This window comes from Roseovarius sp. MMSF_3350, assembly GCF_030733425.1.
Taxonomy (GTDB): domain Bacteria; phylum Pseudomonadota; class Alphaproteobacteria; order Rhodobacterales; family Rhodobacteraceae; genus Roseovarius.
In genome coordinates this window covers 241,113-265,255 of record NZ_JASHIZ010000001.1, presented here as the reverse complement: position 1 = coordinate 265,255, position 24,143 = coordinate 241,113, and the positions used below count along the sequence as shown (strand labels likewise).

Here is a 24,143-nt window from a genome sequence, read left to right as displayed (position 1 = left end):
ACCGGCGATGATCCGCGCAAAACCGTCAGGCCGACCGCCACGGGGCCGTCAGGAAATGCACATTCTGGCCCATTCTCTGCGCCAAAAAGGGGCTCACCCCGCCTCGGCCCGCGCACTTTCCCACGCCAGGATCGCCCGTTTCACCGGCAGGCCCCAGTGGTACCCGCCAAGTCCGCCCGATTTGCGCAGCGCCCTGTGGCACGGGATCAGGAAACTGACCGGGTTGCGCCCCACCGCCGTGCCAACGGCGCGTACGGCCCGCGGATTGCCGATGGACTGCGCGATTTCCGAATAGGTCGTCACATGGCCCGAGGGGATCTGCATCAGCGCCTCCCACACCTTGATCTGAAAGGGCGCACCGATCATGTAAAGCGGCACTTTCTCGCCCTGTTGATCGCCCGCGCCGAAGGCTTGCAACACCCAAGGGCGCAACATCATCGGGTCCTCGACGAAGTCGGCGTTGGGCCAACGAGAGATCAAGTCCTCCATCGCCGCCTCTTCGCCGGTCTCGCTGGCGAACCCGATCCCGCAGATGCCTTTTTCTGTGCCCATCACCAGTGCCAGGCCGAACGGGCTGTCGAACCACCCCCAGAAGATCTTCATCCCCGCACCCCGCCGCGCGAACTCGCCGGGGCTCATCGCTTCCCACCGCAGGAAAAGGTCGTGCAGCCGCCCCGACCCCGACAGACCTAGCTCATGCGCGGTATCCAGCGTGGTGAACCGCTCGGCCAGCAGGTCCTTGGCCTGGCCCAGCGCCAGGTATTGCTGATACCGCTTCGGGCTGACGCCCACCCATTGCGTAAAGAGGCGCTGGAAATGCGCCGGGCTCATGTTCATCTCGCCGGCCAGATCCGACAGGCGCACACCGGGCCCGCCCGCGTCGATCAGGTCGATCGCCCTGCGCATGACGTTGAAATGATACCCGTCGCGGATTTCGGTGTTGATCCCGGCAGTCATGTGACGTCTCCATTCGATGCAGGGAATGTACGCGCACGCCCCGATCACCGCGACCCGAATGTTGCGCATCCGCACCAAAGCGGGCACAAGGACTGTCATGGCCAAGCAACTCGACTACCAGACAATCCGCGAGATATTCACCCGGTTTCAGGCCGCCTCCGCCGAACCCAAGGGCGAACTCGACCACGTGAACGCCTATACGCTTCTGGTCGCCGTGGCCCTTTCGGCGCAGGCGACCGATGCCGGGGTAAACCGCGCCACGCGCGAGCTCTTCAAGATCGCCGACACCCCGGAAAAGATGCTGGATCTCGGCGAGGAAGAGCTGATCGAGCACATCAAGACGATCGGCCTTTACCGCAACAAGGCCAAGAACGTGATGAAACTGTCGCGCATGCTGATCGACAAGTTCGACGGCGAGGTGCCCAACTCCCGCGCCGCCCTCCAATCGCTGCCGGGCGTCGGACGCAAGACCGCCAACGTGGTACTGAACATGTGGTGGAGCTATCCCGCGCAAGCGGTCGATACCCACATCTTCCGCGTCGGCAACCGCACGGGGATCGCCCCTGGCAAGGACGTGGACGCCGTCGAACGTGCCATCGAGGACAACGTGCCGGTGGATTTCCAGCAGCACGCCCACCACTGGCTCATCCTGCACGGTCGCTACCACTGCAAGGCCCGCGCCCCGATGTGCCAGACCTGTATCATCCGTGACCTGTGCCAATTCGAGGAAAAAAGACTTTGACCAAATACCAGGCCGTCGGCATCGGCAACGCCGTCGTCGACGTGATCTCGCAAGCCGACGACGCCTTCCTGTCCCGCATGGGCATCGAGAAAGGCATCATGCAGCTGATCGAACAGGATCGGGCCGAACACCTGTACGAGAACATGCAGAACCGCACTCAGATGGCGGGCGGCTCGGTCGCCAACACCATCGCGGGGCTGGGGGCGCTGGGTCTTTCGACCGCCTTCATCGGCCGGGTCTCGGACGATGCGCTGGGCCATGACTACGCCCGCGAAATGGCGGATGCCGGTGCCGATTTCGTCAACGCGCCCGCCAGCAACGGCGAACTGCCCACGTCACGCTCGATGATCTTCGTGTCGCCCGATGGCGAGCGGTCGATGAACACCTATCTCGGCATCTCGACCGAACTTGGCCCCGACGACGTGGACGATACGGTCGCCGGCGGCGCCGGCCTGCTTTTTCTCGAGGGCTATCTCTTCGACAAGGACAAGGGCAAGGCGGCCTTCCTCGCCGCCGCCCGCGCCTGCCGCGAGGCGGGGGGCATGGCCGGCATCACCCTGTCGGACCCGTTCTGCGTCGACCGGCACCGCGCCGATTTCCGCAGGCTGGTGACCGAGCTCGACTATGTCATCGGCAACGAGCACGAATGGTGTGCGCTCTATGAGACCGAAGACCTCGGTGCCGCGCTGGAACAGGCCGCGGCCGAAAGCGGCCTGATCGTCTGCACCCGCTCGGGCCATGACGTGGTGATCGTCAGGGGCGAAGAGAGCGTGACAGTCCCCGTCGATGAGGTCACACCCGTTGACACCACCGGCGCCGGCGACCAGTTCGCCGCCGGGTTCCTCTACGGGCTGGCCACCGGCGCCTCGCTGGACGTGGCGGGCCGCATGGGGTGCATCGCCGGGGCCGAAGTGATCAGTCATTATGGCGCGCGGCCCGACGCCGATGTAAAGGCGCTCTTCAAAGCAGAAGGGCTGATCTGACCGGGGCCATTTTCTTTCTAAGAAAATGGCTCGGAAAATGAGATTTTCCGCTGCGGTCCCGACGGACAGCGCAATCGTCACGCGGCCGTAGGAAAGGCCGGCGTCGGCCATCCGTGTATCTGAATCTTCGGGCTCGTCATCTCTTTGACGGCCGGAGGAAGCGTCACGCCGCCAAACGCCCGAGGAGGAGGCACGACGACGAGACAAGACAGCGTGCGCGGACCGCGCACTCCGCCTACTCGCCCAGCTTGGCGTGCACCTCGTCCAGGTCGATCTCACCGATGGGCATCTTGTTCGACGGATCGTCGAAATCGTATTTGAACAGCTCGAAATCCCGGTGATAGATCTCTTTCACCAGGTGCATCGACAGGTCGTCGAAATAATCCTCGACCGGGTGCGCCCGTTTCGGCCCGTGCCCCTCGCTCTCGTTGAAACGCGGGATCTTTTTCAGGTCCACCTCTTTCGGCGTCTTGGTCGCCTTCAGGACATCCGCCATCCCGGCGTTGAACTCTTCCGTCCAGAAGATCTTGTCATAGGTGCCGCCATTCACGATAAAGGTCGACACGTGCCCCGACATCGACGACCAGTGGATGTCCGGCTCCATCGGCCGTTTCCAGCGAATGGTGTCGCGCGCGAACAGCAGGAACCGCCGGAAGCTCTTGATCTGGTCGAACTCCTGCTTTCCATCCTCGCCGCCCACCTCGATGCCGTATTTCTGGATCAACAGCGGCACCAGCTTGCCGCGATACCGTTTGCCGTTGCGCTGGATGCCGCAGATCTTGTCGAAGAACGACGACAGGATGCGGGTATAGGGGTTGCGCACGCAGGTAAACGCATAGGATGTGTGGGTGCGCACATTGGCCTTGATCAGCGGCTGACTCTCGTCGCGGGCCCACTTGTGCAACCCGTCGGTCGCGTCGTGGATATCGCCGTCGAAGAACTCCCCGTGGTCGGAAAAATACATGATCTGCCCGATGGTCGAGCAGGCGCATTTCGGCACCACGCGATAGACCATGCTCTCGCTTTCCGTCATCCATGTACCGGGAAAGCCCATTTACCTGCCTCCATGCCCGTCGCTTTGGTTTTTCTCGGGTCAATTCGTATTTAACCCGTTAAAAAAACCAAAGAAAGCCTGTTTATTCAACGGCTGTTCATCTCTATCACTATAAGCAATCGACGAAAGAGCAGGTCAATCGCTTCGCCCATGGCCAGGATCGCCTTCATTCTTCTGTGCCACAAGGACCCCGATGCGATCATCGGACAGGCCAACATGCTGACGGCCGCCGGCGATTACATGTCGATCCACTTCGACGCCCGCGCCCAGCCCGAGCATTACCGCAAGATCCGCGAGGCGCTGAAGGGTAATCCCAACGTCTCGTTCGCCCGTAAGCGGATCAGGTGCGGCTGGGGCGAGTGGTCGCTTGTGCAGGCCACGCTCCACGCGATCGAGGCCGCGGTCGACGCGTTCCCCCGCGCCACGCATTTCTACATGCTCTCCGGCGACTGCGCCGCGATCAAGTCGGCCCGCTATGCCCACGATTTCCTCGACGCCCATGATGTCGATTACATCGAAAGCTTCGACTACTTCTCGTCAGACTGGATCAAGACCGGCATGAAGGAAGAGCGGTTGATCTACCGCCATTTCTTCAACGAACGGACCCACAAATGGCTGTTCTACACCTCCTTCAACCTCCAAAGAAAGCTTCGCCTCACGCGTGAGATCCCCGCCGATCTGCAGATCCAGATCGGCAGCCAGTGGTGGTGCCTGCGCCGCCGCACCATCGAGTGGATTCTCGATTTCACCCGCAAGCGCCGCGACGTGATGCGTTTTTTCCGCACCACCTGGATCCCCGACGAGACCTTCTTTCAGACCCTCGTGCGCCATCTCGTCCCGGAAAACGAGATCCGCACCCGCACGCTGACCTTCCTGATGTTCACCGATTACGGGATGCCCGTCACGTTCTACAACGATCATTACGACCTGCTGCTCAGCCAGGACGCCCTTTTCGCCCGCAAGATCAGTCCCGAAGCGACCGAGCTCAAGACCCGCCTCGGCGCGCTCTACGCCGACGAAAACGCCCGCTTCAACATCTCCGACGAGGGGCGCAGCCTGTTCAAGTTCCTCACCGGCCGGGGCCGCATCGGCCGCCGCTTCGCCCTGCGCTTCTGGGAAACAGAAAGCACGCTGGGCCGCGAACGCGAATTGATGATCATCATCTGCAAGAAATGGCACGTCGCCAAGCGCATGATCGACAAGATCCGCCAGGTCACCAACGTGCCGGCCATCGAGTACCTCTTCAACGAGGAAAACACCCACCTGCCCGATCTGGGCGGCATCCAGGCGACGCTGGGCAAACGCACCCGCCACCGCCGTGCGCTGATGCGGATGCTGTTCGATTACTTCGAAACCGACCGCCTGATCGTCTGCATGGACCCCGGCAATATCGACCTGCTCGAGGATTTCTGCAACGACCGCTCCACCACCAAGCTTCTGGAAATCCAGTGTGAATTTTCCGATGCCTACCTGGTGGGCCACGCCCGCCGCGTCGGGCTGGCCGGAACCCAGACCCCCAAGGAAACGCTGGAACGCCTGCTGCCCACGATCCGCGGCGACATTAATTTCGAATCCGACCGAATCCGCGACGCGGAGTTCGAGAATCACCGCATCATGAAACAGTCCAGCGATCCCGAGGATAACGCCCACCTCATCGCGCGCTTCCTTGATATCGCGCCCGACAAGGCGCTAGAGATTGCCAGAACCGATCACCTTTATGCCGACTGAGGCCGAACATCATGTCCTTTGCCTATGACGACCAGAACATTTTCGCCAAGATCATCCGCGGCGAGATCCCCAACGACACCGTGCTGGAGACAGAGCACACGCTGGCCTTCAACGACATCCAGCCGCAGGCCCCGGTGCACGTGCTGGTGATCCCCAAGGGGCCATACGTCTGCCACGATCATTTCGCCGCCGAGGCGTCCGAGGCCGAACTGGTCGATTTCATGCGCGTCACCGCGCAGGTCTGTGCCATGACCGGCGTCTCGCCGGGCGACGGGAAACCGGGCTACCGCACCATCTCCAACGCGGGCGAGGCCGGCGTGCAGGAAGTGCCGCATTACCACCTTCACATCCTGGGCGGTCGTGGTCTCGGGCGGATGCTGGCCAAGGCCGAAAACTGACCTCGGACGCATCTTGCGCCCGACTGCGCCCTGCTCCATATCCAGCGCCATGAGCCAGTCCACCCAGACCCAATCGCGATCCCTGCGCGCCCGAGTCGAAGCCCTCGTCAGCCGGAAGAGCTTCCAGAATTTCATCCTCGGGGTGATCCTCTTCAACGCCGCGGTTCTGGGTCTGGAAACGTCAGACCGGGCGATGCAGGCCGCCGGCCCGCTGATCGTCATGCTCGACAAGGTGTGCCTCGCGATCTTCGTGGTCGAGATTGGGCTGAAGCTCTTTGCCCGCGGAGCCGCCTTCTTCCGCAACGGCTGGAGCGTCTTCGACTTCGTGATCGTTGGCATCTCGCTCATTCCAGCCGCGCAGGGACTGTCGGTTCTGCGCGCCCTGCGTATCCTGCGGCTGCTGCGGATATTGTCGGTCACGCCGTCCCTGCGCCGCGTGGTCGAGGGGCTGATGAACGCCCTGCCCGGCATGGGGTCGGTCTTTCTGTTGATGGGCATCCTGTTCTACATCGGCTCGGTCATGGCGACCAAGCTGTTCGGAGGCGGCTGCCCGGCTTGCACGCCCGAAGAGGCCGCGCTCTTTGACCAGTGGTTCGGCACCATCGGCCGCTCGGGCTATTCCCTGTTTCAGATCATGACGCTGGAATCGTGGTCCATGGGCATCGTCCGCCCGGTGATGGAGGTCTATCCCTACGCGTGGATGTTCTTCGTGCCCTTCATCCTCGTCACGACATTCGCCGTGGTAAACCTCGTCGTCGGTCTCATCGTGAACTCGATGCAGGACGCCCACAACCTCGAGGCCAACGAGCGTACCGACGACTACCGCGAAGAGGTGCTGCAACGCTTGCGCGCCATCGAGAAACGGCTTTCGGACAAATAGGCGCCTAGCGCGATCGCGTGAGTTCCAAAAACACCTCTTCCAGGTCCGCCTGCTCGGTCCGCACGTCCCGGATGCGCATCCCCGAGGCCCGCACCGCCTCCAGCACCGCCTCGGCCGACATCTTGGTCGAGCGATAGCTGATCGCCACCTGCCCGCCGGGCCGCGTCTCCACCGTCAGCCCATCGCCCTCGGGCAGCGCCACCGGGTCGGCCTCGGGCTCGATCACCATCGTCCGGCGGTCCATCTGGCGCAGCAGATGCGCCGTACTGTCCCGTGCCACGACCGCGCCTTCGTTGATGATGGCGATCTCGTCGCACATCTCCTCGGCTTCCTCCAGGTAATGCGTGGTCAGGATGATCGTCATCCCCTGTTCGTTCAGCTTGCGCACGTTCTGCCACAGCATCTGACGCAGCTCGATATCCACGCCAGCCGTCGGCTCGTCCAGCACCAGGATATGCGGGTGATGCACCAACGCCTTGGCCAACAGCAGCCGCCGCCGCATCCCCCCCGACAGCGTCCGCGCATAGGCCTCGGCCTTGTCGCTCAGCCCCACCAGTTCCAGTATCTCGTCACTGCGCCGGTCCTTCTTGGGCACGCCGTAAAGGCCCGCCTGAACCTCAAGCGCCGCGCGCGGCGCAAAGAACGGATCCAGGTTCAACTCCTGCGGCATCACGCCGATCGACGCCCGGCTCTGCCGCGGGTTCACGTCCTGGTCGAAGCCCCAGATCTTCACCTGCCCCTTGGTCTTGGTCACCAGCCCGGCCAGGATGTTGATCAGCGTCGATTTGCCCGCACCATTGGGCCCCAGCAGGCCAAAGACCGACCCCTTGGGCACGTCAAGATCCACCCCCGTCAGCGCCGGTTTGGACATGCCGTGCCTGCCACCGCCATAGACCTTCTCCAGGCCTCTCACTTCGATTGCATTTGTCGGCATGGCGGCTCTTGTCCCCAGGATATCTCGGCTATAGTCTCCCCGGACCTACTTGCAGCCAAAAGGAACGCCGTCAATGGTGACCCAAGCCCCCGAAACCCGCATCGTCGACAGCTACCGCGTGGCCTGTGATGGCGGCGAAGCGGCCCTGGGACATCCGCGCGTATGGCTGACCATCCCGCGGGACATCGGTTTCGTCGAATGCCCCTATTGCGACGCCAAGCTGGTGCACCGCGATTTCGAGGGCAAGGTCTGAGCCACGTATTCCGGACTGCCGGCAAGGCCGTCGTCCACGTCACGCTCGGGCTCGTCGCGCTAATTTTCCTCTATTTCCTTGCCGCCGTTCCGGGTGCCTTGATCCCTGGCCCACTCTCACCGGTACCGGCCGACGACGACCCCACGGTCGAGATACGTCTCGTGGCCGGACCGATCCACTACGACTTTCTTCTGCCACTGACACCCCGCACGCGGTCCCGGTTCTTTCACCTCGAACAGGCCGGCCTGCCCCTCGGTGACCCTCGGGCCGAATGGCTGGCGATCGGCTGGGGCAGCCGCGCGTTCTACACACACCAAGGCCCCTATCGCGTTGTCCCCGCCGCCACGCTCTGGCGCGCCGTCACCGGCGATGACGCGGTTCTGCGCGCGGACGTGATCGGGCCGCTGCCGGTTGAATTCGACAGCCCGGTCCTGACGATAACCCCGGCGCAGTACTCCGCGCTGCTGAACGCGATCCTGAAACAGCTGAAACTGAACGCTGACCACGGCGCCCTGCCTCTCCCGGCCCCCGGCTTCACCGACTCCGACTTGTTCTTTGCAGCAAAAGGCCGCTTCCACATCTTCCGCACCTGCAACACCTGGGTCTCCCGCACCCTGCGCCACGCCGGCATCCCCTTCGGCGCCTGGACCCCGACACCCTATGCCGTGACCCTCTCGCACCGCTGGTTCCATCCCGGCTGACGCCGGGCAAAAAGTCAGGCTGGAACTGCCATGGCGGGCGTGAGATACGTAACCCGACAGCAAGGAAAGGCGCGGCACATGGCATTCGGCAAGGGACATCACCTGCACCTGATCGACGGGTCGGCCTTCATCTTTCGCGCCTACCACGCCCTGCCGCCGCTGACACGCAAGTCCGACGGTCTGCCCATCGGCGCGGTCTCGGGCTTCTGCAACATGCTTCAGAAATATGTCGAGGACAGCACCGGCGCCGACGCGCCGACCCATGTCGCGGTGATCTTCGACAAGGGCAGCCACACCTTCCGCAACGACATGTACGCCGCGTACAAGGCCAACCGAGAGGAAATGCCCGAGGACCTGCGCCCGCAGATACCCCTCACCCGCCGCGCCACCGAGGCCTTCAACATCGCCTGCAAGGAGATGGAGGGCTACGAGGCCGACGACATCATCGCCACCCTTGCCGTCCAGGCCCGCGACGCCGGCGGGCGCGTCACCATCATAAGCTCCGACAAGGACCTGATGCAGCTTGTCGGCGGCGGCGTCGAAATGCTCGACGCGATGAAGAACCGCCGCATCGACCGCGAAGGGGTCGAGGAAAAATTCGGCGTTGGCCCCGAGCGCGTCGTCGACGTGCAGGCGCTCGCGGGCGACAGCGTCGACAACGTTCCCGGCGCCCCCGGCATTGGCATCAAGACCGCCGCCCTTCTGATAAACGAATTCGGCAGCCTCGAGGAACTTCTCGACCGCGCTGGCGAGATCAAGCAGCCCAAGCGCCGCGAGACCCTGATCGAAAAGCGCGAGCAGATCGAACTCAGCAAGAAGCTCGTGCAGCTCGACTGCGCCACCCCGCTTGATTTCACTCTCGAAGACCTCGATGTGCGCGACCCCGATCCCGACACGCTGCTGGCCTTCCTGACAGAGATGGAGTTCCGCACCCTTACCAAGCGCATCGCCGACGCGCTGGAGGTCGAGGCCCCCGCCATCCCCGAGCCCGCCGCGCCAGCAACAGGAGAAGACAGCGCCCCCGACTGGCCCGCCATCGACCCCTCGAAATACGAGCGTGTGTCGAACATGGACGCGCTGCAAACCTGGATCGAGCGCATCACCGCCCGCGGCTATGTCGCGATCGACACCGAGACGACCTCGCTCAACGAGATGCAGGCCGATCTTGTCGGCATCTGCCTCTCCATCGACCCGGGCGAAGCCTGCTATATCCCGCTGGGCCACAAGGACGGCAATGCCGACGACCTCTTCGGCTCCAATACGCTGCTCGACGGGCAGATCCCGATGCAACAGGCGCTCGACGCCCTGAAACCCGTGCTCGAGGATCCGTCGATCCTCAAGATCGGGCAGAACATGAAATACGACACCAAGATCCTGGCCCGCTGCGGCATCGCCATGGCGCCTATCGACGACACGATGCTCATGTCCTACGCGCTCTATTCCGGGATGCATGGGCACGGCATGGACACGCTCGCCGAACGCTACCTGTCGCATACCTGCATCCCCATCAAGGGCCTTCTGGGCACTGGCAAAGCCGCCATCACCTTCGACCGCGTGCCGATCGACGAGGCGGTAAAATACGCCGCCGAGGATGCCGACGTCACCCTGCGCCTCTGGCACAGCTTCAAGCCGCAGCTGCACCGCGCGAAGGTCACCACCGTCTACGAGACGCTCGAACGCCCGCTTGTTCCGGTGCTGGCACAGATGGAACGCAACGGCATCAAGGTCGACAAGAACACGCTGTCCCGCATGTCCGCCGCCTTCGCCCAGAAAATGGCCGGCCTCGAAGCTGAAATCCACGAGCTTGCGGGCGAAAAATTCAATGTCGGCTCCCCGGCGCAATTGGGCGACATCCTCTTCGACAAGATGGGGTTGCCGGGGGGCAAGCGTGGCAAGAATGGCAAGTATTCCACGCCTGCGGATGTGCTCGAGGATCTGGCCACCGAACACGACCTTGCCGCCCGCGTGATGGATTGGCGCCAGGTCAGCAAGCTGAAATCCACCTATACAGACGCGCTGCAAGACCATATCGACCCGGAAACTGCCCGCGTGCACACGTCCTACGTGCAAACCGGGGCCAGCACGGGCCGCCTCGCCTCGACCGATCCCAACTTGCAGAACATCCCAATCCGCACCGAGGAAGGCCGCCGCATCCGCGAGGCCTTCGTGGCCGAAGAGGGCAACACCCTCGTCGCCCTCGACTATAGTCAGATCGAGTTGCGTATCCTCGCCCATATCGCTGATATCCCCGCGCTCAAGGACGCCTTTCGCGACGGTCAGGACATTCACGCCATGACCGCAAGCGAGATGTTCGACGTCTCGATGGACGACATGACGCCCGAGATCCGCCGCCGCGCCAAGGCGATCAATTTCGGCGTGATCTACGGCATCTCCGGCTTCGGTCTCGCCCGCAACCTGCGCATTCCCCGCGCCGACGCGCAGGCCTTCATCGACCGCTATTTCGAACGCTTCCCGGGCATCCGCACCTACATGGACGACACCGTCGCCTTCGCCAAGGAGCACGGGCACGTCCAGACCCTTTTCGGCCGCAAGATCCACACGCCCGAGATCGGCGCCAAGGGTCCCCGGGCCGGGTTCGCCCGCCGCGCCGCGATCAACGCGCCGATCCAGGGCACTGCCGCCGACATCATCCGCCGCGCGATGATTCGCATGCCCGACGCCATCGAAGGCCTGCCATGCAAAATGCTGCTCCAGGTCCACGACGAACTGCTGTTCGAGGTGACGACTGGTGACGAAGACAAGGTGATCGACGCCGCCCGTAAGGTGATGGAAGAGGCCGCCCGCCCGGCACTGCATCTTGACGTGCCGCTGGTGGTCGACGCCGGTTTCGGCATCAACTGGGCCGAAGCGCACTGAGACATGCAAAACGCCTGGGAACCAGGCACGCCGCTCCGGAATCATGCGCCCGCGCATTAGGGCGATTGCCGCGTCGGGAAAGCAGATTTTCAAAGGCGAATTGCAAAAGTAACACAGTTGCAACAGCGCAAAACCTGATGAAAATCGCGGAATCCCGCTCAAAAAGGCGTTTACGTGATAAAAATGCTGTCCTAGAAGCCATAGCAGCCGGAGATTCGCGTTTTTGCGCAAGCTCTTGTGTTGACAACAAATCGCGTTCAAACACAGTATCGGGCGCGTGACATGGAAGGAATTTGTTCACATGAAAAACAAGATCGCAATGATTGCTGCTCTCATCGCAACCGTCGGCCTGGCCGCCTGTGCACAGCAACAACAAGAAGAAGTCGTGGTTCCGGTTGAGCCTGAGCCCGTAACGACGAAGTACTAATCTTCGACGTCTTCCCGGGTCGGGGCATGGCACCTTCGGGTGCCCACTTCGACCCGGGATACCCATCTTCATGACCGAAACGACCAATCCGCCTGATGCTCCGCGCATCGGGTTTTTTTGCGCCTTGTAACGTCGCGAATTCCGCCTGCGCTCACTCCGCTGGCAGGTCTTCTGATGGAATCATCGGAAAGAACACCCCGTCCGACCGCACCCCGAACCAGCCATCCTCGTGCACGCCCAATTCCACCAGCCGGTAGAACGACTTGCGGTCGATAAGCGCCTCAAGCCCCGCCCTCACGTGCAGATAAGGTGACGGCTCTCCCGTGTCGGGGTCACGCTCCACGCGAATGGGGTTGTCCGCCCCCGCCAGCACGTGGTCCTCCACATTCGTCACGAAGACCAGCATCTGCGCCGCTCCTTCGCCTTCCGCCTCGAAATCCACCGCCACGAACGGCGCGTCCTCCACCACGATGCCGACCTTTTCCACCGGCGTGACAAGGAAATAGCGATCGCCCTCCTTCTTCAGGATGGTCGAGAACAGCCGCACAAGGCCCTGCCGCTGGATCACCGTGCCTTCGTGGTACCATGTCCCATCCCGCGCGATCCGCATATCGATCTCGCCGGTAAACTCCGGGTTCCACAGGTGCACGGGTGGCAGGCCCTTGCCGCCTTCCCTGCGTGCCGTTTCGGCAAGGCTTTCCGCTGACGGGGTTGTGACCGATTTATTGCTCATTGCTTTTGCCATTTTGCTTGTGCGCGATACACTCTACCCAAGCGATATAGCCCATACCGGAGTTTTGCCATGACCGACGACGCCGACCTGCTGGCCGGGATCGAAGCCCTCGAAGACAAGCTGGCCCAGGCCCGCGCCTCGATCACCCGCCGCTTCATCGGGCAGGAACGGGTCGTCGACCTGTCGCTCTCGGCGCTGCTCTGCGGCGGGCATGGCCTGCTGGTGGGCCTGCCCGGCCTCGGCAAGACCCGTCTGGTCGAAACGCTCAGCGTCGTCATGGGCCTCGATTCGAACCGGGTTCAGTTCACGCCCGACCTGATGCCCGCCGACATTCTGGGGTCCGAGGTGCTGGAAACCGGCGCCGACGGCACCCGCGCGTTCAAGTTCATTCCCGGTCCGATCTTCTGCCAGCTTCTGATGGCCGACGAGATCAACCGCGCCAGCCCCCGCACCCAGTCCGCGCTCTTGCAGGCGATGCAGGAACGCCAGGTTTCCGTCGCCGGCGAGGACCGCCCGCTGACCCCGCCCTTCCACGTGCTGGCAACGCAGAACCCCATCGAACAGGAAGGCACCTACCCCCTGCCCGAGGCCCAGCTTGACCGCTTCCTCGTACAGATCGACGTGCCCCATCCTGACCGCGACACCGAGCGCGCGATCCTGCTCGCCACCACCGGCGCGACCGAGGATGTGGCGCATCAGGTCTTCACCGCCGAGGACCTCATCGCCGCGCAGACCCTCCTGCGCCGGATGCCCGTGGGCGAGGCGGTAATGGAACAGATCATCGACCTTGTCCGCGCCTTCCGACCCGACGACGCCACATCCTCCGAAACGGTGCGCGAAAACGTCGCCTGGGGTCCCGGCCCCCGTGCCGCGCAGGCGCTTATGCTGACCGTCCGCGCCCGCGCCATGATCCAGGGCCGCCTTGCCCCTGATGCCGACGATATCGCGGCGATGGCGCAGCCCGTCCTGACCCACCGCATGGCGCTCAACTTCGCCGCCCGTGCGCGCGGTGAAAACCTCGACGACCTCATCGCCGCCACCGTCGCCCAAGTGACGAGGACCGAGGCCGCCGCTTGACCCAGATCGCCCCTCTTCGCGCCCGGTCCGAGGCCGAGGCCGCCCGCTTTCCCGCGCTTCTGGCGCGGGCAGAGCATCTGGCGGGGACCGTCCTGCTGGGCGAACACGGCCGCCGCCGTGCGGGCATGGGCGACGATTTCTGGCAATACCGCCCGGTTCAGGCCGGGGACGAACTGCGCCATATCGACTGGCGTCGCTCCGCTCGCTCGGACACGCAATTTTTGCGCCAGCGCGAATGGCAGATCGCCCAAAGCGTCACCCTCTGGGTCGACGGCGCCGCCTCCATGCGCTTCGCCTCCGATGACAGCCTGCCGCAAAAAGCCGACCGCGCCCGCCTGCTGTCTCTGGCCATCGCGATTCTACTCAACCGGGCGGGCGAGCGTATCGGCCTCTCGGGCGCCGACCTGCCCCCCCGCCGCGGCGACGCCCAGATCGAACGCCTCGCCATGGCGCTTGGTCAGGACGGCCCCGACGACTATGGCGCGCCCCAGACGACCGGGATGCTGTCGCACGGTCGCGCGCTCTTCCTGTCGGATTTCCTCGGTGATCTCGACCCGGTGCGCAACGCCCTGACCGCCGCCGCCGACCGCGGCGTGCGCGGCGTGCTCTACCAGATCCTCGACCCGGCCGAGGAAAGCTTTCCCTATCGCGGCCGCACCATCTTCGAATCGGTTGGCGGCACCATGGTGCACGAAACGCTCAAGGCGTCTGAACTGCGAGACCGCTACCTTGAACGCCTCGCCACCCGCAAGGACGCCCTGCGCCACCTCTGCGCCACCACCGGCTGGCTCTACGGCACGCACCACACCTCGGATTCCGCTCAATCCGCGCTCCTGTGGCTCTACAACGCGTTCGACGGGGGACACGGACGATGATGATCGGCCCCATCGGTTTCGCCACGCCCTGGCTTCTGGTGGCGCTGGCCGCGCTGCCCATCCTGTGGCTGATCCTGCGCGCCGTGCCGCCCGCGCCCATCCGCCGCCGTTTCCCGGGCGTGGCACTTCTTTTGGGCCTGCGCGATGACGACAGCGTCTCGGACCGCACGCCCTGGTGGCTTCTGCTCCTGCGGATGCTGGCCGTCGCCGCCGTCATCATCGGCCTCGCCGGTCCCATCCTCAACCCGCAGGACCAGGCCCAGGCCAATCGCACCGGCCCCATGCTGATCGTGCTCGATTCCAGCTGGGCCAGCGCCCGCGACTGGCCCGCACAGGAAGACCTGCTCGACTCCCTGCTGGCCGAGGCCGGGCGCAACGCCCGCCCCGTCGGCATCCTGCAACTTTCGGACCCCGAAACCCCGGTCTTCAGGTCCGCCGATTCCTGGCGGACCCGCCTCACCGGCCTGGCCCCTTCCGCATGGTCGCCCCGGCCCGACGCCTTCGAGGAAGCCGCCACGCTCTTGGGCGAGGAAAACTTCGAAACCCGCTGGTTCTCCGACGGCCTTGCCCGCGAGGGCCGGCAGACCCTGCTTGACGCGCTTCAGGATCGTGGCCCCGTCACCATCCACGAAAGCGCCGTGCCGATCTACGCCCTGACCCCGGCTGTGGTCGAGGACGAGGCCCTGCGCCTCACCGCCACGCGCGCCGATCCCGGCCCCGCCCGCAACATCACGGTCGAGGCGCATGGCCGCGATCCCTCCGGCGCCCAGCGCCTTCTGGCGACACAGGACATGACGTTCGAGGCAGGCACCAAGGAAGCCACCACGCTCCTCTCCCTCCCCGCAGAACTCCGCGCCCGTCTCACCCGGTTCGAGATCGCCGGCCAGTCCCACGCCGGCGCCGTCACCCTGACCGACGACAGCCTCAAGCGCCGCGAGGTCGCCCTGATCGCCGGCCGCGAAGACCGCGAAGGCCTCGAACTGCTCTCCCCGCTCCACTACCTTGAACAGGCACTCGAACCCACCGCCGACCTGCTCGATGGCAGCCTTTCGGACATCCTGCCCGCCAACCCCGACGTCGTGGTGCTGGCCGATGTCGCCACGCTCTCGGGCGCCGAACAGGCCGACCTGCTCGACTGGACCGACCGCGGCGGCATGCTCCTGCGGTTCGCAGGCCCGCGCCTCGCCGCCTCGGACGTGTCGCGCAGCGACGAAGACCCGCTGATGCCCGTCCGCCTGCGCGCCGGGGGCCGCTCCGTCGGCGGCGCCATGAGCTGGGGCGAACCCAAGCAACTGGCGTCTTTCCCCGAATCCAGCCCCTTTTTCGGCCTCGACGTGCCGGACGACGTCACCGTCACCGCCCAGGTCATGGCCCAGCCCGACCCGACCCTCTCCGAGCGCGTCATCGCCCAGCTCAGCGACGGCACGCCGCTGGTGACCCGCAAGCGCATCGGCGCGGGCCAGGTCGTGCTGTTTCACGTCACCGCCAATGCCGAATGGTCCACCCTTCCGCTCTCGGGCCTCTTCGTGCAGATGCTCGAACGCCTCGCCATCTCCTCCAGCCTCGCCCTGCCCGATCTGGCCGAGCTTGAAGGCACCACCTGGCAACCGGTGCAGGTCCTCTCCGGCTTCGGTGTGCTTGAAGACGCCGGCAACCTGCCCGGTGTCGACGGCACCCGCTTTGTCGAGGATGCTCCCGGCCCAGATTTCCGCCCGGGCCTTTATGACGGCCCCGACCAGCGCCTCGCGCTCAACGTCCTGCCCGCAGGCGCCACGCTCACCCCGGTGACCTGGCCCGCCGACCTCTCTGTCGTCGGTCTCGAGCGCCCGCCCGAAACCGCCCTGGGCGGCTGGCTCCTGGCCGGGGCGCTGTTGCTGCTGATGGCCGATATCCTCGCCTCGCTGGCGCTTTCGGGCCGCCTCTTGCCCGCCCGCGCCACGATGTCCGCGCTGCTTCTGGCGCTCCTGCTCGGCCCGCAGGTGGCCGACGCCCAAGACGACACCATGACCGAGGCCGACGAAAAGGCCCTCATGGCCGCGTCCGAGGTCGTGCTCGGCCACATCATCACCGGCGACAGCAGTCTCGACAACGCCGCCCAGGCCGGCTTGCGCGGCCTTGGCGAAACCCTCTTCTTCCGCACCTCCGTGGAACCGGCAGACCCGGTCGGCGTGAACCTCGAAACCGACGAGCTTTCGGTCTACCCGTTCCTCTACTGGCCCATCTCGCCCGATCAGCCGATCCCGTCCGAAGAAGCCTACGTCAAGCTCAACGAGTACCTGCGCACCGGCGGCATGATCCTGTTCGACACGCGCGACGCCAATGTCGCGGGCTTCGGCGCCTCCTCCCCGGCGGGCCGCAAGCTGCAACGCCTCGCCCGCCCGCTCGACATCCCCCCGCTGGAACCCATCCCCGAGGACCACGTGCTCACCCGCACCTTCTACCTGCTGCAGGATTTCCCCGGCCGCCACACCGGCCGCTCCGTCTGGGTCGAATCCGCGCCAGCGGACGCCGAACAGGTCGAGGGCATGCCCTTCCGCAACCTCAACGACAACGTGACGCCCGTGGTGATCGGCGGCAATGACTGGGCCGCCGCCTGGGCCATGGACGAACGCGGCAATCCGCTCTTCCCCGTGGGCCGCGGCTTTGCCGGGGAACGCCAGCGCGAACTGGCCTACCGCTTCGGCGTCAATCTCGTGATGCACGTGCTGACCGGAAACTACAAATCCGACCAGGTGCACGTGCCCGCCCTTCTCGACAGGCTTGGCCAATGACCGGCAGCATCGTTTTCGAGCCCCTCCTGAACCCCTGGTTCATCGCAGCCCTGGCCGGCATGATGATGGCCGGAACCGCGCTCGCCATCTGGCGCGGCCTCTCGGGCTGGCCTTTCCGCGCGCTGGCCGGGCTGGTGGTCCTCGCCGCCCTTCTGGGCCCCGTCTACCAGGCCGAGGACCGCGAACCGCTGACCGACATCGTCCTGATGATCGAGGATGAAAGCGCCAGCCAGATGCTTGGCGACCGCGCCACCCTGACCCGGACAACCGCCGACGATCTTGCCGCTCGCATCGCCGCGCGCGACAACACCGAACTGCGCCGCATCACCGTCCCCGACGGCGCCGACAACACCGGCACACAACTGATGACGGCCCTGTCCGAGGCGCTGGCCGAAGAACCCCGCGCGCGCATCGCCGGCGCGATCGTCCTGTCGGACGGCCGCCTGCACGATCTCGACCGCGCCCCCGACATGCCCGCGCCCCTCCACCTGCTGCACACCGGCCGCAAAGAGGACTGGGACCGCAAGCTGGTGGTCGAAAACGCCCCGGCCTTCGCCATCCTGGGTGAGGAAATCCAGATGACCCTGCGCATCACCGACGACGGCGCCGCGCCCGAAGGCACCACAACCGTGCCCGTCGACGTTTCGGTCGATGGCGAGGAACCGCAGCGTTTCAACGTCCCCCTGAACGAGGATATCGACCTGCCCCTCCGCCTGCCCCATGGCGGTCGCAACGTGCTGCAATTCTCCACCCCCGCCGTCGAGGGCGAACTGACCGACCGCAACAACACCGCGCTCGTCCAGATCAACGGCGTCCGCGACCGGCTCAGCGTGCTTCTGGTGTCGGGCGAGCCCCACGCCGGTGGGCGCACCTGGCGCAACCTTCTGAAATCCGACAGTTCGGTCGACCTCGTCCACTTCACCATCCTGCGCCCGCCCGAAAAGCAGGACGGCGTGCCGGTGCGCGAACTGTCCCTCATCGCCTTCCCCACCCGCGAGCTCTTCCTCGAAAAGATCGAGGATTTCGACCTCATCATCTTCGACCGCTACAAGCGCCGCGGGATCCTGCCCTCGCTCTATCTCGACAACGTGCGCAACTACGTCGAGGGCGGCGGCGCGGTCCTCATCGCCGCCGGCCCCGATTACGCCGCCGCCGACAGCCTCTACCGCACCCCGCTCGAGCCGATCCTGCCCGGCCGCCCCACCGCCCGCGTGCTCGAGGAACGCTACAGCCCCTCGATCACCGACCTGGGCCAGCGCCATCCCGTCACCTCGGGGCTGGAACAGGAGTTCGGCGGCGAATGGGGCCGCTGGATGCGCCAGATCGAGGTCGAGGAAACCTCCGGCGACACCGTCATGACCGGCGTGGGCGACCGCCCGTTGCTGACCCTCGACCGCGTCGGCGAAGGCCGCGTGGCGCTCTTGGCCTCCGACCACGCCTGGCTCTGGAACCGCGGTTTCGAGGGCGGCGGCCCGCAACTGGAACTCCTGCGCCGCCTCGCCCACTGGATGATGAAGGAACCGGAACTCGAGGAAGAGGCCCTCTGGGCCGAGGCCACCGGCCAGCAGATGCGCATCATCCGCCGCTCGCTCGAAGACACCGTCGGCCCGGTCACCATCACCACACCCGACGGCGAACAGATCGAGATGGACCTCGAAGAAGTCGCCCCCGGCCGGTTCGAAGCCCTCTTCGACGGCCCCACCATCGGCCTCTACCGGCTGGAGAACGGCGAACACAGCGCCGTCATCGGCCTCGGACCCGCCTCTCCGGTGGAATTCGAGAACACGATTGCCGACACGGAAACACTGGACCCTTACATCACCGAAACCGGCGGCGGCATCCACCCGCTGGCCGACGGCCCGCCCCGCCTGCGCACGGTGCGCGAAGGCCGCGCCATGTCGGGCCGCGGCTGGATCGGCCTTCTGGACCGCGACGCCTACCAGACCCGCTCGGTCACGCAGACGCCGCTTCTGCCCGCCTGGCTGGTCCTGCTCCTTGCAGCAAGCCTTATCGTCGGCGGCTGGCTTCGCGAAGGCCGCCAGTAATCCCGCTCCGCTTCCTCTGGCCCAAAATATCCCGCCGGAGGCTCCCACATCCGCCGCACGCGACACGCCCGGATAACCCCGTCACGCCGCCACAGGCCACCGAGGCGTCGGACGCAAGTCCGACCCCGAGAAAAACCTGTACGCGCCCCAGGGCGCGTCCCTTTTATCAGGGTTGCAACGCCACGCGTTTCTGCGATCCGGACCAGCCATCGACCGAACAGCGCGCCCGCACGAAAATCTCGCGCGTCCCGTCCGGGATCACCACACCGCTCAGCGACCGGGTGAACGGCTGCTCGTTCACGTGCGGATGCATCAGCTCTCGATAGCCCAGCCGGTTGCCCGCCGCGTCCAGGACTTCCCAGCCATCGGCATAATGGTCCCAACCGCTGTCCGGATGGCGAATCGTCACGTGGATGTTCCACACCATGCCCGCCTTTTCGACGGTCACGTCCAGAACCTGCGGCTCGTCGCCGAAAGCCGGTGCGGCCAGCAGCGCGGCCAGGAAAAATGCAGCGAGTCTCTTCATGTCTGTTATTATACGCAAGCCGCAGAGCACATGCACTCACAACCGCGTGCCGTTCTAACAGTTCCTGTGACCGCGTCACGGATGCCGCACTTGCGGGTAACAGAAATTGGTTATATTATCTTACCAATTCACCGGGAGGACCGCCATGGATATGCCAAAGCCCAATCCGACCATCCTTGCCCGCAAGTCGCAACTGCTCGACCGGCTGGCCTCGTTCCTCCCGCGCGAGGCCCTGATCCACGATCCCTCCGAGACCCGCGCCTATGAATGCGACGGTTTGACGGCCTACAAATGTCCGCCGCTGGCCGTGGTCCTGCCCGCCTCCACCTGGGAGGTTTCCGAGACCCTCAAGGTCTGCAATGAACTGGGCGTGCCCGTGGTGCCACGCGGCGCGGGCACCTCTCTCGCCGGCGGCGCGCTTCCGACCGAGGACAGCGTCATCATCGGCGTCGCCCGCATGTCCGAAGTGCTGGAGACTGACTACGACAACCGCTTCATCCGCGTGCAGACCGGGCGCACCAACCTTTCCGTCACCGGTGCGGTCGAGGAGGACGGCTTCTTCTACGCCCCCGACCCGTCCAGCCAGCTGGCCTGCGCCATCGCGGGCAACATCGCGATGAACTCCGGCGGCGCGCATTGCCTGAAATACGGCGTCACCACCAACAACCTCATGGGCGTCACCATGGTGCTGATGGACGGCACCATCACCGAAATCGGCGGCGCATATCTCGATGCCGCCGGGCTGGACCTCCTCGGTCTCATCTGCGGCTCCGAAGGCCAGCTTGGCATCGTCACCGAGGCGACCCTGCGCATCCTGCACAAACCCGAGGGCGCGCGCCCGGTGCTGATGGGCTTCGATTCCTCCGAGGTCGCGGGCCAGTGCGTGTCGGACATCATCAAGGCCGGCGTCCTGCCCGTGGCGATCGAGTTCATGGACCGCCCCTGCATCCGCGCGACCGAGGCCTTCTCAGGCGCCGGCTACCCCGATTGCGAGGCGCTTCTGATCGTCGAGGTCGAAGGTTCCGACGCCGAGATCGACGAACAGCTTGAGACGATCATGGAGATTGCCCGCAGCCACGACCCCGTCGAGCTGCGCCAATCCTCCTCCGACGACGAAAGCAAGCGCATCTGGCTGGGCCGCAAGTCCGCCTTCGGCGCGATGGGCAAGATCAATGACTACATGTGCCTCGACGGCACCATCCCGGTCAACGAACTGCCCTACGTGCTGAAACGCATCGGCGAGATGTCCAGGGAATACGGCCTCGACGTCGCCAACGTCTTTCATGCGGGCGACGGCAACATGCACCCGTTGATCCTGTTCGACGCCAACAAGGAAGGCGACCTGGAACTCTGCGAGGATCTGGGCGCCGATATCCTGAGACTCTGCGTCGAGGTCGGCGGCTGCCTCACCGGCGAGCACGGCGTCGGCATCGAAAAGCGCGACCTGATGCTGCATCAATACGACCCGCCCGATCTGGAAATCCAGATGGCGGTCAAGGACGTGTTCGATCCCAAGTGGCTCCTGAACCCGGCCAAGGTGTTCCCGCTCGCATCATCCGACACCCGCCGGATCGCGGCTGAATGACCATTTCGGGGCGCTGCCCCGGACCCCGGAGTATTTTTGGAACGATGAAAGCCCTTGCCCCCACTTCCGAGGCCGAACTGGCCGAGATGGTCGCCTCCGCCTCCGAGCCCCTGCGCGTCATGGGCGGCGGCACACGCCCCATCGGCGTACCGGTCAACGGCCAGCCGCTGACAACGTCGGGCCTCTCCGGCGTAACCCTCTATGAACCCGGCGCTCTGACGCTGGTGGTCCAGTCCGGCACTCCCGTCGAAGAGGTGCGCAAGACCCTGGCCGCAGAAGGCCAGCGCCTCGCGTTCGAGCCGATGGACCATCGCGGCCTTCTGGGCACCACCGGAGAGCCCACCATCGGCGGCGTCTTTGCCGCCAATGTCTCGGGCCCCCGCCGCATCCAGGCCGGCGCCGCGCGCGATTTTCTGCTGGGCGTGCGCTTCGTCGACGGGCAGGGGCAGATTACCCGCAACGGCGGACGCGTGATGAAGAACGTCACCGGCTATGATCTGGTCAAGCTCATGGCGGGCAGTTACGGCACCCTCGGGGTGCTGACCGAGGTGGCGCTCAAGGTGCTGCCCAAGTCCCACTTTACCGCCACGCTCACATTGGACGGCCTCGACGACACCACCGCCGTCGCCGCTCTCTCCCGCGCGCTCGGCTCGCCCTTCGAGATCACCGGCGCCGCACATCGCCAGACCGAAAACGGCCCGCAAACCTGCCTGCGCATCGAGGGCTTCGAGAAATCCGTCGCCTACCGTGCGGGCCGGATCCAGACCCTTCTGGCCGACCTCGGCGCCGCCGAGATCGAAACCGACCCGGACATCAACGCGAGCCTCTGGCAGGACATCCGCGATGTCGCCTGTTTCCATGACGGGCCGGGGGATGTCTGGCGACTGTCCGTCAAACCCTCCGACGCGCCCGGGATCGTCGCCCAGGTCGACGGGGCCGAGGCGCTTTACGACTGGGGCGGCGGGCTCGTGTGGCTGCGCGTGCCGCAGGACACCCGGGGCGACACCATCCGCGCCGCCGTGAACGCCGCCGGCGGCCACGCCACGCTCATCCGCGGCAACCCCGCCGGCGGCGTGTTCCAGCCGCTCTCGCCCCCTGTCGCCGCGCTTCAGGACGGGCTGCGCGCCCGCTTCGACCCTCGCGGCATTCTCAACCCCGGCCTGATGGGCCGCGCCGCGTGACGGTCACGCCCATCCTTCGCCCTGCCCTCGCACCGCTGAGTAGATTGCCAATCGTATGAAAACCGAATTCACCGCCGAACAGCTCGAATCCCCCGCGATCCAGCGCTCGAACGAGATCCTGCGCTCCTGTGTGCATTGCGGTTTCTGCACCGCCACCTGCCCCACCTACCAGGTGCTCGGCGACGAACTCGACAGCCCCCGCGGCCGCATCTACCTGATCAAGGACATGCTGGAAAACGACCGCGACCCGGACCGCGAGACCGTGAAGCATATCGACCGCTGCCTGTCGTGCCTGGCCTGCATGACGACCTGCCCCTCGGGTGTGCACTACATGCACCTCGTCGACCACGCCCGCGAATATATCGAGGATCGCTACCAGCGCCCGATGTTCGAGCGTGCCCTGCGCTGGACGCTCGCGCGCATCCTGCCCTATCCGAACCGGTTCCGCGTCGCCATGCTGGGCGCCAAGATCGCCAAACCGTTCAAATGGGCCCTCCCCGACGCCCGCCTGCGCGCCATGATCGAGATGGCGCCAAAAACCATCCCGCCGGTCAGCCGCAACGACGACCCGCAGACCTTCCCGGCCAGGGACAAGCCGGTGAAACGCGTCGCCCTGATGACCGGCTGCGCGCAAAAGGCGCTCAACACCGACATCAACGACGCCACCATCCGCCTGCTCACCCGGCTGGGCTGCGAGGTGGTGGTGACCAAGGGCGCCGGCTGCTGCGGGGCGCTGACGCACCATATGGGCAAGACTGGCGAAAGCCATGCGACAGCCGCGCACAACATCCGCGCCTGGACGGCCGAGATGGACGGCGACGGGCTGGATGCCATCGTCATCAACACCTCCGGCTGCGGCACGACGGTCAAGGATTACGGCCACATGTTCCGCACCGAGGCGCTGGCCGACGACGCCGCCCGCGTGTCGGATATCGCCATGGACGTCTCGGAACTCCTGATGCAACTCGACCTGCCAGAGGGCACGCCCAGGAACACCCGCGTCGCCTACCACGCCGCTTGTTCGCTCCAACATGGCCAGCAGATCAAGACCCACCCCAAGACCCTGCTGAAAAAAGCCGGTTTCGAGGTGGTCGAACCCGCCGACGCACATCTTTGCTGCGGCTCGGCGGGCACCTACAACCTGATGCAGCCCGCCATCTCCAAGCAGTTGAAAACGCGCAAGGTTCAGACGCTCGAGGCCAAGTCGCCCGACATCATCGCCGCCGGTAATATCGGCTGCATGATGCAGATCGGCTCGGGCACCGGCGTGCCCGTGGTGCACACCGTCGAATTGCTCGACTGGGCCACCGGCGGGCCGAAACCGCCCGCGCTGCGGCAATAACCGCGGGCCAGCCCTATTTTCGACATATTGCGCCGGTAGCACGCTGATAAATCAAGCGAGGCACCCGGTTTGTT

Annotated in this window: 21 protein-coding genes; 16 read left to right on the top strand and 5 right to left on the bottom strand. The window is 65.2% G+C overall.

The window, feature by feature from the left end; genetic code table 11:
• Positions 1-93 precede the first annotated feature (93 nt).
• A complete protein-coding gene (locus RBB31_RS01270) occupies positions 94-957 on the bottom strand; it encodes a bifunctional helix-turn-helix domain-containing protein/methylated-DNA--[protein]-cysteine S-methyltransferase (RefSeq protein ID WP_306127446.1) in 864 nt (287 codons plus the stop codon).
• 97 nt (positions 958-1,054) lie between these two features.
• Between RBB31_RS01270 and nth the strand changes: the two genes are divergently transcribed.
• The gene (gene nth / locus RBB31_RS01265) at positions 1,055-1,699 is read left to right on the top strand and encodes an endonuclease III (RefSeq protein WP_306127445.1); all 645 of its coding nucleotides are present in this window, start codon (positions 1,055-1,057) and stop codon (positions 1,697-1,699) included.
• A complete protein-coding gene (locus RBB31_RS01260) occupies positions 1,696-2,682 on the top strand; it encodes an adenosine kinase (protein ID WP_306127444.1) in 987 nt (328 codons plus the stop codon). The genes nth and RBB31_RS01260 overlap by 4 nt, the downstream gene beginning before the upstream one ends.
• A gap of 235 nt (positions 2,683-2,917) precedes the next feature.
• Here the strand turns inward: RBB31_RS01260 and RBB31_RS01255 are convergent, their stop codons facing one another.
• The gene (locus tag RBB31_RS01255; RefSeq protein ID WP_306127443.1) at positions 2,918-3,736 is read right to left on the bottom strand and encodes a sulfotransferase family protein; all 819 of its coding nucleotides are present in this window, start codon (positions 3,734-3,736) and stop codon (positions 2,918-2,920) included.
• Between the two features lie 150 nt (positions 3,737-3,886).
• Here RBB31_RS01255 and RBB31_RS01250 point away from each other — a divergent pair, with 150 nt between their 5' ends.
• The 3 genes from RBB31_RS01250 to RBB31_RS01240 are packed head-to-tail and all read left to right on the top strand — an operon-like array spanning position 3,887 to position 6,742.
• The gene (locus tag RBB31_RS01250) at positions 3,887-5,464 is read left to right on the top strand and encodes a DUF5928 domain-containing protein (RefSeq protein ID WP_306127442.1); all 1,578 of its coding nucleotides are present in this window, start codon (positions 3,887-3,889) and stop codon (positions 5,462-5,464) included.
• A gap of 11 nt (positions 5,465-5,475) precedes the next feature.
• Entirely contained in the window at positions 5,476-5,862 is a 387-nt protein-coding gene (locus RBB31_RS01245) for a histidine triad nucleotide-binding protein (protein ID WP_306127441.1), read from the top strand.
• 49 nt (positions 5,863-5,911) lie between these two features.
• Positions 5,912-6,742, top strand: coding sequence for an ion transporter (locus RBB31_RS01240; protein WP_306127440.1), 831 nt, complete (start codon positions 5,912-5,914; stop codon positions 6,740-6,742).
• Between the two features lie 4 nt (positions 6,743-6,746).
• On the opposite strand, the gene RBB31_RS01235 is transcribed toward RBB31_RS01240, so the two are convergent.
• Complete coding sequence (locus RBB31_RS01235; RefSeq protein WP_306127439.1) at positions 6,747-7,676, bottom strand: ABC transporter ATP-binding protein; 930 nt, start codon at positions 7,674-7,676, stop codon at positions 6,747-6,749.
• A 73-nt stretch (positions 7,677-7,749) separates the two neighbouring features.
• On the opposite strand from RBB31_RS01235, the gene RBB31_RS01230 reads away from it, so the two are divergent.
• The 4 genes from RBB31_RS01230 to RBB31_RS01215 all read left to right on the top strand — a co-directional run bounded on the left by RBB31_RS01230 (position 7,750) and on the right by RBB31_RS01215 (position 11,934).
• Complete coding sequence (locus RBB31_RS01230; RefSeq protein ID WP_306127438.1) at positions 7,750-7,929, top strand: zinc-finger domain-containing protein; 180 nt, start codon at positions 7,750-7,752, stop codon at positions 7,927-7,929.
• Between the two features lie 98 nt (positions 7,930-8,027).
• Positions 8,028-8,630 carry a DUF2459 domain-containing protein gene (locus RBB31_RS01225; protein ID WP_306127437.1) on the top strand — a complete coding sequence of 201 codons (603 nt, stop codon included), beginning with the start codon at positions 8,028-8,030 and terminating at the stop codon, positions 8,628-8,630.
• 78 nt (positions 8,631-8,708) lie between these two features.
• Complete coding sequence (gene polA, locus RBB31_RS01220) at positions 8,709-11,507, top strand: DNA polymerase I (RefSeq protein ID WP_306127436.1); 2,799 nt, start codon at positions 8,709-8,711, stop codon at positions 11,505-11,507.
• 301 nt (positions 11,508-11,808) lie between these two features.
• On the top strand, positions 11,809-11,934 hold the full coding sequence (locus RBB31_RS01215; RefSeq protein WP_261391446.1) for a hypothetical protein: 126 nt from the start codon (positions 11,809-11,811) through the stop codon (positions 11,932-11,934).
• Positions 11,935-12,085: 151 nt separating this feature from the next.
• Here RBB31_RS01215 and RBB31_RS01210 read toward each other — a convergent pair whose 3' ends face one another.
• Positions 12,086-12,667 carry a DUF1285 domain-containing protein gene (locus RBB31_RS01210; RefSeq protein WP_306127435.1) on the bottom strand — a complete coding sequence of 194 codons (582 nt, stop codon included), beginning with the start codon at positions 12,665-12,667 and terminating at the stop codon, positions 12,086-12,088.
• 69 nt (positions 12,668-12,736) lie between these two features.
• Here RBB31_RS01210 and RBB31_RS01205 point away from each other — a divergent pair, with 69 nt between their 5' ends.
• Genes RBB31_RS01205 through RBB31_RS01190 form a run of 4 tightly spaced genes read left to right on the top strand, consistent with a single transcriptional unit; the run spans position 12,737 to position 19,435 of the window.
• On the top strand, positions 12,737-13,744 hold the full coding sequence (locus RBB31_RS01205) for a MoxR family ATPase (RefSeq protein WP_152490812.1): 1,008 nt from the start codon (positions 12,737-12,739) through the stop codon (positions 13,742-13,744).
• Positions 13,741-14,619 (top strand): DUF58 domain-containing protein, encoded by an 879-nt coding sequence (locus RBB31_RS01200; RefSeq protein ID WP_306127434.1) that lies wholly within the window; start codon positions 13,741-13,743, stop codon positions 14,617-14,619. Before RBB31_RS01205 ends, RBB31_RS01200 begins: the two co-directional genes overlap by 4 nt.
• Positions 14,616-17,390 carry a DUF4159 domain-containing protein gene (locus RBB31_RS01195; protein WP_306127433.1) on the top strand — a complete coding sequence of 925 codons (2,775 nt, stop codon included), beginning with the start codon at positions 14,616-14,618 and terminating at the stop codon, positions 17,388-17,390. Before RBB31_RS01200 ends, RBB31_RS01195 begins: the two co-directional genes overlap by 4 nt.
• A complete protein-coding gene (locus RBB31_RS01190; protein ID WP_306127432.1) occupies positions 17,387-19,435 on the top strand; it encodes a hypothetical protein in 2,049 nt (682 codons plus the stop codon). Before RBB31_RS01195 ends, RBB31_RS01190 begins: the two co-directional genes overlap by 4 nt.
• 166 nt (positions 19,436-19,601) lie before the next feature.
• Here the strand turns inward: RBB31_RS01190 and RBB31_RS01185 are convergent, their stop codons facing one another.
• A complete protein-coding gene (locus RBB31_RS01185) occupies positions 19,602-19,961 on the bottom strand; it encodes a hypothetical protein (RefSeq protein WP_306127431.1) in 360 nt (119 codons plus the stop codon).
• 145 nt (positions 19,962-20,106) lie between these two features.
• On the opposite strand from RBB31_RS01185, the gene RBB31_RS01180 reads away from it, so the two are divergent.
• The 3 genes from RBB31_RS01180 to glcF are packed head-to-tail and all read left to right on the top strand — an operon-like array spanning position 20,107 to position 24,069.
• Positions 20,107-21,546: an FAD-linked oxidase C-terminal domain-containing protein gene (locus RBB31_RS01180; protein ID WP_306127430.1), complete on the top strand. Its 1,440-nt coding sequence runs from the start codon at positions 20,107-20,109 to the stop codon at positions 21,544-21,546.
• A 44-nt stretch (positions 21,547-21,590) separates the two neighbouring features.
• Entirely contained in the window at positions 21,591-22,727 is a 1,137-nt protein-coding gene (gene glcE / locus RBB31_RS01175) for a glycolate oxidase subunit GlcE (protein WP_306127429.1), read from the top strand.
• A 55-nt stretch (positions 22,728-22,782) separates the two neighbouring features.
• Positions 22,783-24,069: a glycolate oxidase subunit GlcF gene (glcF, locus tag RBB31_RS01170; RefSeq protein ID WP_306127428.1), complete on the top strand. Its 1,287-nt coding sequence runs from the start codon at positions 22,783-22,785 to the stop codon at positions 24,067-24,069.
• The last annotated feature ends 74 nt before the right edge of the window (positions 24,070-24,143 follow it).